The sequence below is a fragment of the Spirosoma litoris genome (genome assembly GCF_054776755.1).
This window is the reverse complement of sequence record NZ_BAAHBI010000040.1, coordinates 126,708-136,622: the sequence shown is the minus strand read 5'-3', so window position 1 is coordinate 136,622 and position 9,915 is coordinate 126,708. Positions and strand designations below refer to the sequence as shown.

Sequence of the window (9,915 nt, the reverse complement as noted above, 5' to 3'; positions counted from 1 at the left end):
CATTTCGTTAAGTTGTTTTCCCTACATCGAAAATACGTCATTATCAATCTGATTTAGTATCAAATGCGCGCCCGCATCCCCAAAAATGCCCTCCCCCAACCTCATCACCCACACCGTCACCATAAACGCACCAGCCTCCACGGTTTGGCGTCATTTGACGGTGCCCGACTTGATGAAACAATGGATGCTGGACACTGATATGGCGATTGACATCATCACCGATTGGGGGGCGGGCAGTCCGATCCGAATGAAGGGAAGCATGCACGGTATAGAGGTTGAAAATACAGGAACCATTTTAACCAACATCCCCAACAAGACACTCCAATACACCCATTTAAGCTCGTTGTCGCACCTACCCGATACGCCCGAAAATCAGTGCGTGCTGACCTTTGCCCTCACTCCTATTGAGCGCCTAACCCAATTAACGCTGACCATCACCAACTTCCCCACAGACACTATTTTTCGGCACCTTGATTTCTACTGGCGAACAGCCCTTGACTTGCTGAAAGAAGCTGTAGAGAAAGATGCGATTGCTGTAAACGCGGAATAGTTGGCGACGTGCGTAATGCTCACCGGATACCGAAAGGGAAACTTTCGTGAACGCACCTCATGTTTCGCCATCGTGCGAGAAGGCCCCCCTGGAGTTTCGTAGCTGTAAGTGTTAGGCTCAATTTTAATAGTAGTTCGGCACAACATGAGTATGGCAAATGAGAACGATGTCCCCGAATCTTGGGAATCTATATCGAAAAGACTGGCAATCAATGGCTATATGATTTTTATCGCTATTTCGAAAGAAGCACCGAGTAGAAGCGATCTTTCCTGAAATCAGTTGTCCATATCTTTTAAAATACACAGGTAGTCAAAGGGGGCAATATAAAGCCTAGGGCGAGACAAATTGTAAACCAATCAATCCTATGGACATCTCGTTATGGTTTTGAGCGAGTATTGGCTTAATTGATCGTGAGACAGTTTAGCTATTGATTATCAGCAGAATATTGCCAGTAGAATCCGATAGAATCAACCGAGCGGGCGAACCCGAGAATCTACGTTGGTAAAGCACTAATAGGGTAATGACCGACTGTGGTCTAAACTTAGCCAGTTAATGTCAGGCTGATTGATTACTGGCAGATATACACGGAAGGTAGCCCCTTCGTCGGGTTTACTCGCTACCAGCAGCATACCTTTATGATTCATCACAATCTGTTTGCAGATGGCTAACCCAATTCCACTACCCGGATATGAGTTTTTGCTATGTAGCCGCTCGAACAGTTTAAATATGCGGTCTATATACTGCTCCTCGAAACCAATACCGTTATCCATCACACTGAGTTCGTAGTACGATTGGTGGTTTCTGGAAAAGGGAAAAAGGGAATCAGGAAGCTTGTTCGCTGCCACTACCTGACAGCGTATAAATACCTTCGGCTTTCGGCCCGGTTTAGTAAACTTGAGCGCATTAGACACTAAATTACTGAAGAGCTGCTGCAACTGGACAGGGTCGCCCCAAACCTGAGGCAGTTGATCGACTTCGAGAATGGCCTGTTTTTCAACAATAATTAATTCCAGGTCGTCTAGAATACCGTCAATGAGTTCGCTTAAATCTACCCGTTGGTGTGGACTTTGGGAGCCGCCCAGGCGGGAATAATTCAGTAAACCGCGGATAAGATGACTCATTCGTTCGCTGGTTTGGAGCATCCTGTTTACTAATTGGATTCCCGAATCCGGTAAGGTAGACCCATGCTGTTGCAAGAGGATGTCCCCAAAGCTTTGAATCTTGCGCAATGGGGCTTGCAGGTCATGACTCGCCACAAACGCAAACTGTGCTAAATTTTCATTCGACTCCTGCAATTGACGAAGCGTTCGTTCCGCTTTTTCTTTGGCCTGCTGGTGGTCGGTCACGTTGATGAAGGTCACTACCACCCGGTCATCGTTTTGTTTGACAGCCGATACCTCAAACCAGCCTGCTAGTCCCTGATCGTCTTGATAATATTGCATCGAGTGCTCGGCCTCTCCCGTATTGACGACACGTTTATACAGCTCTAGAAACCCGTTTTCGGCGTTGCCTGGAAAGACGTCTAATAGGGTACGCCCTAAAATCTCATCTACATCCCGGCCTGTCATTCGTTTCACCGTTGTGTTAGCCGTGTCCATTCGGAAATTAATAATTTCGCCCTGCTCATTTCGCAGCGCCGACATCGAAAGAATGCCGTTAAGGGAAGCATCTAACGTGGTTCTCAATTGATCGGTTTGTCGGATCAGAACTGTTTCTAATTCCTGTTGTTGGACCAGTTGCCCCACCAACTTTTCCTGAAGTTGGTGAAGTTGTCGTTGTTGGCGAACACTCTTTCGGAGCACTTGAGCCAGCGAAGCCGCCGTTAGCACCATTAACAGGCAAATCCCGACTAGCCAGCGCCCCCACCATTTTCCCCGGCGAGTAGCCTCTCCAAGGCTTGCCTGACGACTAGCAAGCCGTTGCTTTTCCAAGTCGGTCATTTGGTTTATCTGGTGACGAATCTTGTCCATAAGAACTTTTCCTTCATTCATTTCTCGCTGGGCAAACTCTGGGTTTTGCCCCATCTGGCGAAGTTGGATTAAGGTCTGACTAAGCAGTAATCGTTGACGTATCAGTTTCTGAAGAATCGTAAAGGATAGCTTCTGCTCAGGATCATTATCGAGAAGTGTACGCAGCGTATTTAATTGGATAGGGAGTTGTTCTGATGCAGTTTCGTAGGGGACCAAAGCACTTTCATGCCCACTTAGCAAATAGCCTCTAGTACCCGTTTCAGCCTCGACAGCTAAGGTGTTTAGCTGTCCCAACATCGAGATGACCGTACCCGTTTGTAGTAGCCAATCCTCATTATGCTGACGCTGTTGCTGGCTTTGGTAGAGCGAATAAATAATGACTGATAAGCAGGTGAGGGTAAATAAAAATGGGGCCAGCATACTGGCGCTGGCCAACTTTCGCATCAATGCAGGAGGAAGAAGTATACTCATTACGGTTATTTACTCACAAAGAGAATGACTGGTCTTCGGTTAGTTGAGTGACTAGTCCTACATTATTGTCTCGAATTGCTCTTGGTGCTGTTTGAGACTACGAGCATGTAACCATTTATTTTGAATAAAGTTTACCTGATTGATTAACTTTCTAATTTTCTGGGTATTACTTATCATCTAGGAGACGAATAACTCTAAAAACCAGTTTATCCAGGTATTTATGATTACGTCCCCATCCAATCTTAACTCTTCTCTTTAGAATTTCACGACGCTCTCATAGGCCTTTTTAGGCTGGCCATTCTGATCGAACAGTAAGGGATAATCCTTACGACCGGGAACGGGAAAATTGTCCAGCCAGGAATATTTGTCGGTCAGGTTCCAGAATGTAACGCCGGTGATTTTGTCGCGATGTTTACGAAAAATGTCAAATACTAGTTTGTACTGAGCTGCCTGTTTATCATTCATTTCCGACGTAAACTCACTCTTGTCGGTATCCCGGCGGGCTCGTCGCTCGTGCTCTTTGGGATACACCGACATGTCTACTTCAGTAAACTGCACTTTCAGTCCCAGGCTGGCGAATTTGGTAATAGACTCTTCCAGTTCCTGTGCGGTAGGTTCGTAAATGGACCAGTGCGCCTGTAAGCCTACTCCGTTGATGGGTATCTTCTTGTCCTTTAACTTCTTCAATAGCTGATAAATACGTTCCCGCTTTGAGGTATTTTCCGTATTGTAATCGTTATAAAATAGTTGGGCTGAGGGATCGGCTTCATGGGCGTACTGAAACGCCTTCTCAATATAGTCTTCACCAATAATTTCGTAAAATTTCGATTTCCGATAGATACCCGTTCCCGTGTCAGGAACGGCTTCATTCACTACGTCCCAGGCGTAAATCTTGCCTTTGTAGCGTCCCACTACGTCGGTGATATGCTGCTTCAGACGAGCGAGTAATACCTCTCGGCTTACAGTTTTACCCGTAGAATCTGTGAAGAACCAGCGCGGTGTCTGATTGTGCCAGCAAAGGGTATGTCCCCGCAATTTAATGTTATTCTGCTGGGCAAAATCAGCGATGGCATCCGCATCTTTCCAGTTGTAGCGGTTCTCTTCTGGATGGATTGGGCCCATTTTCATTGCATTTTCGGGCGTCATGCTGTTGAACTGGGCTTTAATCAATTCAGCATCCGGTCCGGGCTGTACCATGCGCGGATTGACAGCCACACCAATTGGGAAATAGGCCTTATAATAGTCTTTCAGCCCTTTTTCAGGCACCACAAAGGCGACGGATAAGGCAATCAGGGTATAGGGAATTAGTTTACGCATGAGGGAAATGGTTTGGTTTTCTTCGACAGGATTAACAGGATTTACAGGATTACAGAAATGAAAAATCATGTCAATCATGTTAATCCTGTCAAAAAACACTTACTTGTAGGCATCAATCGGTTTAATCGTGCCATCTGGATTATACGTCAGCTCGGTTACTTTCACATTTCGCAGATGAGTCTTGCCCGAAAGCTGTACGTCATGGTAAAACAGATACCATTTATCGCCTACCTGTACAATTGAATGGTGGTTTGTCCAGCCGAGAACAGGTTTTAACAACACACCCTGGTAGGTAAAGGGACCATACGGATTGGTTCCGATGGCGTAGCAGAGGTTATGCGTATCACCGGTTGAGTACGAGAAGTAGTACTTACCCTTGTATTTGTGGAGCCAGGCCGCTTCGAAAAACCGTTTGTCGTTATCTTTTTCCAGGAACGGTTTGCCGTTTTTGTCGAGAATCTGCACTTCCCGAACTGGCTCCGCAAAAGACTTCATATCGGCGCTTAGCCGGGCGACGCGCGGAAGGTAGGCCACTTCCTCTTTTTTCTTTAAAGCTCCTTTCGGATCATAGTTGTTATCGCTCCAGCGCTGCAACTGACCACCCCAGATACCCCCAAAATAGAGATAGGCTTTGCCATCGATATCCTGAAACACGGTGGGATCAATACTGTAACTGCCTTTAATCGGCTCTGATTCAGGCTTGAAGGGCCCCGTCGGACTTTTGCTGGTTGCTACGCCGATTCGAAAAATGTCCTGCTTGTCTTTTACGGGGAAATACAGATAATACGTACCGTTCTTATAGGTAGCATCGGGCGCCCATAGCTGGCGGCCTGCCCAGGGAATATCTTTTATGTCAAGAGCTACGCCGTTGTCTTTCACCGGTCCACCGATCTTATCCATTGACAGAACGTGGTAGTCGCGCATGGCGAAATGACCGCCTTCGTCATCCTCTTTGACATCCTTTGCGTCAATATCATGGGATGGATAGATATAAATTTTACCATTAAAGACGTGGGCCGATGGGTCAGCGGTGTAAATGTGCGACACCAGCGGCTGATCTTTTGGCGTCTTGTTGGTTTGTGCAAAAGCAGTCAGTGAACACCCAATAAAGGCAAGTGCCGTGTACGTTCGTTTCATAAGGAGTTTATTCAGATACCGGTAAGCAGATAAATTCTATAGGTCAGTTTATTTAAACAAAGACGGCGCAAACAGGAACAGGTCATGACGCCAGACCGGCCAGGTGTGCCCACCCGCGTACTCGCTGTAGGTATATTTAACGCCCAGCTCATCAAACTTTTTCATCATGATCTGACAGTTTTGGTAGGCTATATCTTCCTTTCCGCCCATTGAAATCCAGAGGTTTTTCAGGTTGCTGTTGATGGTGCTGGCATTGTCTTTCATGAAGGCATACTGCGGGTCCGATAGTTTGGGGTTGTTGGCAAACCAGCCCGAACTGAACACGCCCAGCGACGAGAATAGGTTGGTGTTCTTAATGCCCGCGTAAAGCGTCTGCAACCCACCCATCGACAAACCGGCGAGTGCCCGATTTTTAGCATCGGTGGCAACTCGAAAATTGCTTTCGACGAACGGAATCGCCCCCAGCTTCAATTCGTTCTCAAATGAACGGAGTACGTTTTCGTTGAAGCCAGCGAGCCCCCCCTGCATATTCATGTTTCCATCGAGCATCGCGATAACCATCGGTTTGGCTTTGCCTTCCGCAATCAGATTGTCGAGAATGAGGCCCGTTTTGCCCTGCGTGGCCCAGCCCCGCTGATCTTCGCCCCCACCGTGCAGCAGATACAGCACCGGGTATTTGTCGTTCGACTGGTCATAGCCCGGTGGTGTATATACGTACATTTCGCGCCAGGAATTTGAAGCTTTCGACAGATAGCGTTTGATGCGAATATCGCCGTGAGGTACGTCTTTCAGGGCATAGTACCCTTCATCTTTGTCCGGAATTTCGATACCGCTCGCCATCCGACTCATGCCATAGAAGGTTTCACTAGCCGGGTCGGCAACGGGCAGGCCGTCGATCAGCAACGAATAGTAATGAAAGCCCCGACTGATGGAATCGGTGGTTACATTCCAGAACCCAGCCGTATCTTTCACCATGTCGTATTTTTTGCCCAGATCAATCTGTACTTTCTGAGCATCAGGTGCTTTGACTCGAAACACGACCCGATTGTCGGGTAGAATCTGCGGATATTTGGCATTCCGCATGTTTGTGGATGCTGGCGTGCCTAACAGGGTGTATTTAGTCAATGAAGACCCATCAACTGGCTTGAACAGGAACTGCGAGAACATGTACAGCCCGTTTTTCCAGACTTTGAAATCGTGTACGCCCGGCTCTACGTAATAGATATGCGGCACATCGTTCTGGTACAAATAGTCGTGGGTGCGTTTGCTGAACGTAATCAAGCCGTCGTTGTCGCCACACGAAATCCAGAGCAGTTTCAACTTCTTTTTAGCCTCGGTCGGATTGGGCACCAGTTCCTGCGGGGGCTTCGTGTTGGGAGCCGACGAGAACCCACCGACCCAGGCAAACTTGTCCAGATTGCCCAGTCCAAAATTCAGCGACTGACCGCCCCCCATCGACAGTCCGGCAATGGCCCGGTGTTCTCGGTCGGTTAAGGTCGAGTATTTTTTCTCGATGAACGGGATTAGGTCATTCAATAAATCTTTCTCAAACGTAGCAAACGCTTCGACTTTGTCTTTATCGAAAATATTGCCAATGGCCCGGTCGTCTTTCATGGCGCGTCCATTAGGCATGACCACGATCATGGGTTCCAGCTTTCCTTCGGCGTATAAGTTATCCAGGATTATAGGTGGGTTTCCTCCCTTGAGCCATTCTTTTTCATCGCCCCCAATACCGTGCAGTAGATACAGAACGGGATACTTTTTCTTTTTGGAATAGCCTGGTGGCGTATATACCAATGCTTTACGAGTCGTACCTACGGTTTTCGATGCGTACTGAACCGAATCCAGTTTACCCGTGGCAATGCCTGTGCGTACCTGGTCGAAGCCTTTGGACGCTTCTTTTTCGATAGTTTGCGCGTAAGCTGTTACTCCCATCACTAGGGAAATGGCTAGATAAGCGCCTTTCAGAAATAAACTATGTTTCATGATTAAAGAAATGTTTTGACAGGATTAACAGGATGGACAGGATTCTTATCAATCCGACAAATCCTGTTAATCCTGTCGAAAAAGAAATCTTTTACACTATTTGTTGAACAGCAAGGGAGCCAGCTCATGCAGGCTGCGACGCCAGGTCAGGAATTCGTGAGCCGTTTTGTCGGAAACGTATGCAACGGCATTGTAACCGGCTGCTTTCAGGTCCGTAGCCGACTTATTGACGCCATCGGGCCGTTCCTTGCTACCACAGCTAATAAAAACAAGCTTTGGTTTTGGCTTGCCGTTGAGGTCTTCCGGCGCGTAAACACCTCCACTGAGCAGACCATAGTACCCAAAGGTTTCCGGCTTGTTGAGGGTAATCATTTTGGTTTCCATGCCGCCCATCGACAGGCCCGCCATCGCCCGATTGTCGCGGTTGGATAGTGTGCGGAAATTGGCGTCTACATACGGAATCAGTTCGTCGACCAGTACCGTCTGAAACGGATCGATTTTAAACTCTCTGATCTTGCCAAATTTCACCTCATTGGTCATGCCGTAGGTCATCACAATGATAAAGGGCTTGATTTTGCCTTCGGCGATCAGGTTGTCCATGATCAGATTCGCGTGCCCCTGGTTGCTCCAGGCCGTTTCGTCCTCACCCCAGCCGTGTTGCAGGTAAAGCACTGGGTATTTTTTTGATTTGTCTTTTTCGTAGCTCGGCGGGGTATACACGAAAGCCCGGCGCGAGGTGTTGGTGCTTTTGGACGGAAACAGAATCTGCTGCACATTGCCGTGGGGCACCTCCTTCAGCGCATAAAAGTCCTGATCGTGTGCGGGAATCTCAATGCCACTTTCCCACCGGACAGAACCGTAATAATTCAAAGCGCCGGGGTCGTTGAACTTTCCGCCGTCAATCGTAACGTTGTAATAATGGAAGCCTTCATCCATCGGTCCTGCCGTGGTACCGGTCCAGAATCCGTCTTCCCCTTTGGTGAGAATGGTGCCTCCCCGTCCACCCAGTCCTAGGCTTACCCGGACACTATCGGCTTTGGGGGCCTTGATCTTGAATCGGGCGTACCCCTGGGAGTTCACCTGTGGGTACTCCTGACCCGGCTGGTTCAACGAGGATGGTTTGAAATCCTCCACAATGGCCGGTTGACTTCCCTGCGCGAGGCAGGTTAGGCTTGTGAATGTGGCTGCGAACAGCACAGCTAATGGTTTCGTAATCATTGGGTTGTTGGGCTTATGTGATACTATTAGTAAGGTCTTTTATCAGCGTTTTTTTGTCATCCCGACGCAGGAGGGATCTTCGGTAGTGAATTAAAACCGCCTGTTCCCGGAGATCCCTCCTGCGTCGGGATGACAAAAAAAATGCTGATAGTCAGAAGATTAACCATTAATCCATCTTCATTTAAAAATCTCCTGCAACGTAGTGGCCAGATACTGTTTGCAATTCATCCAGGTGTGGCCACCGGGAACGATGTAGCTTTTCGTCTTAATTTTCTTTTCTTCGAACATGGCGATGTTCTTTTTCACCGGCTCGTACAGAAAATCTTCGGTGCCCACGCTGATAGTGAATAACTTCAACTGGCTATTGATCTTAGCCGCATCCGGCGACCAGTTGGTGAAGTTTTTCTGAAACTCCTCGGTCGCTGTGTAGGGGGCATACGAGCAGATGTAGGCAAACTTATCGGTATTGGTAAAGCCAATATTGAGCGTTTGCCCACCACCGACTGAAAAACCAGCTACCGCCCGACTTTTGCTGTCTTTGTCGACCGGGTAGTTGGCCTCCACAAACGGGATGATGTCATTCACCATGTCTTTCGTGAAATCGGGCATTGGCGCGGGCCGAACGTTGCCATAGGGCATCACAATGAGCATGGGCTTGGCTTTGCCCTGTGCAATCAGGTTATCGGCAATCAAATTGGCGCGGCCTACTTTGGTCCAAGTTTCTTCGGTATCAGAGCCGCCGTGAATCAGGTACAGCACCGGGTATTTGGTCTTGCCGTTCGGGTTGAAACCGGGTGGGGTATAGACCAGCAACTGCCGGGTTGTTCCTAACGTACCCGATTTGTAATACCGATAGCTAACCTTGCCATGCGGTACGTTCTGGAGCGAATGAACCAGCGGCTGATCGCCCGGCACATCGACGATGCTCCGTTTGAAGCGCTCATTGGCAAAGATGTAGGTGTTGCTCGGATCGGCCAGTTGAACACTATCGACGGTGAAACTATACGGATAAATGTCGGGTTTGACGGGTGGCACCGTTACGCTCCAGATGCCGGACGTATCTTTCGTCATGGCAACGGGTGCTTTCAGAAATTCCCCGCTCAGGGTCACTTTCTGGGCTTTTCGTGAAAAGTATTTGAAAGTAATGCTATGATCGGGATGTACCTCAGGCGAACTGATAGACGGTGGCCGTTGCTGGGCAATAACCGCACTGGCCGAGCAAAGCAGGATCGTTAGAAGATAGTTGATACGTTTCATGGCAAGGGC

Annotated in this window: 7 protein-coding genes; 1 reads left to right on the top strand and 6 read right to left on the bottom strand. The window is 48.2% G+C overall.

Annotation, left to right across the window (positions count from 1 at the left end; genetic code table 11):
* Positions 1-85 precede the first annotated feature (85 nt).
* Positions 86-550 carry an SRPBCC family protein gene (locus ACYVGR_RS25030; RefSeq protein WP_460961909.1) on the top strand — a complete coding sequence of 155 codons (465 nt, stop codon included), beginning with the start codon at positions 86-88 and terminating at the stop codon, positions 548-550.
* A gap of 509 nt (positions 551-1,059) precedes the next feature.
* On the opposite strand, the gene ACYVGR_RS25025 is transcribed toward ACYVGR_RS25030, so the two are convergent.
* The 6 genes from ACYVGR_RS25025 to ACYVGR_RS25000 all read right to left on the bottom strand — a co-directional run bounded on the left by ACYVGR_RS25025 (position 1,060) and on the right by ACYVGR_RS25000 (position 9,906).
* Positions 1,060-2,991, bottom strand: coding sequence for a CHASE3 domain-containing protein (locus tag ACYVGR_RS25025; protein WP_460961907.1), 1,932 nt, complete (start codon positions 2,989-2,991; stop codon positions 1,060-1,062).
* Between the two features lie 255 nt (positions 2,992-3,246).
* Entirely contained in the window at positions 3,247-4,308 is a 1,062-nt protein-coding gene (locus tag ACYVGR_RS25020; RefSeq protein ID WP_460961905.1) for an endo-1,4-beta-xylanase, read from the bottom strand.
* A 99-nt stretch (positions 4,309-4,407) separates the two neighbouring features.
* A complete protein-coding gene (locus ACYVGR_RS25015; RefSeq protein WP_460961903.1) occupies positions 4,408-5,445 on the bottom strand; it encodes a glycoside hydrolase family 43 protein in 1,038 nt (345 codons plus the stop codon).
* Between the two features lie 48 nt (positions 5,446-5,493).
* Entirely contained in the window at positions 5,494-7,380 is a 1,887-nt protein-coding gene (locus ACYVGR_RS25010) for an alpha/beta hydrolase-fold protein (RefSeq protein WP_460961916.1), read from the bottom strand.
* Between the two features lie 147 nt (positions 7,381-7,527).
* Complete coding sequence (locus ACYVGR_RS25005) at positions 7,528-8,649, bottom strand: alpha/beta hydrolase-fold protein (RefSeq protein ID WP_460961901.1); 1,122 nt, start codon at positions 8,647-8,649, stop codon at positions 7,528-7,530.
* Between the two features lie 177 nt (positions 8,650-8,826).
* The gene (locus tag ACYVGR_RS25000) at positions 8,827-9,906 is read right to left on the bottom strand and encodes an alpha/beta hydrolase (RefSeq protein ID WP_460961898.1); all 1,080 of its coding nucleotides are present in this window, start codon (positions 9,904-9,906) and stop codon (positions 8,827-8,829) included.
* Positions 9,907-9,915: the final 9 nt, after the last annotated feature.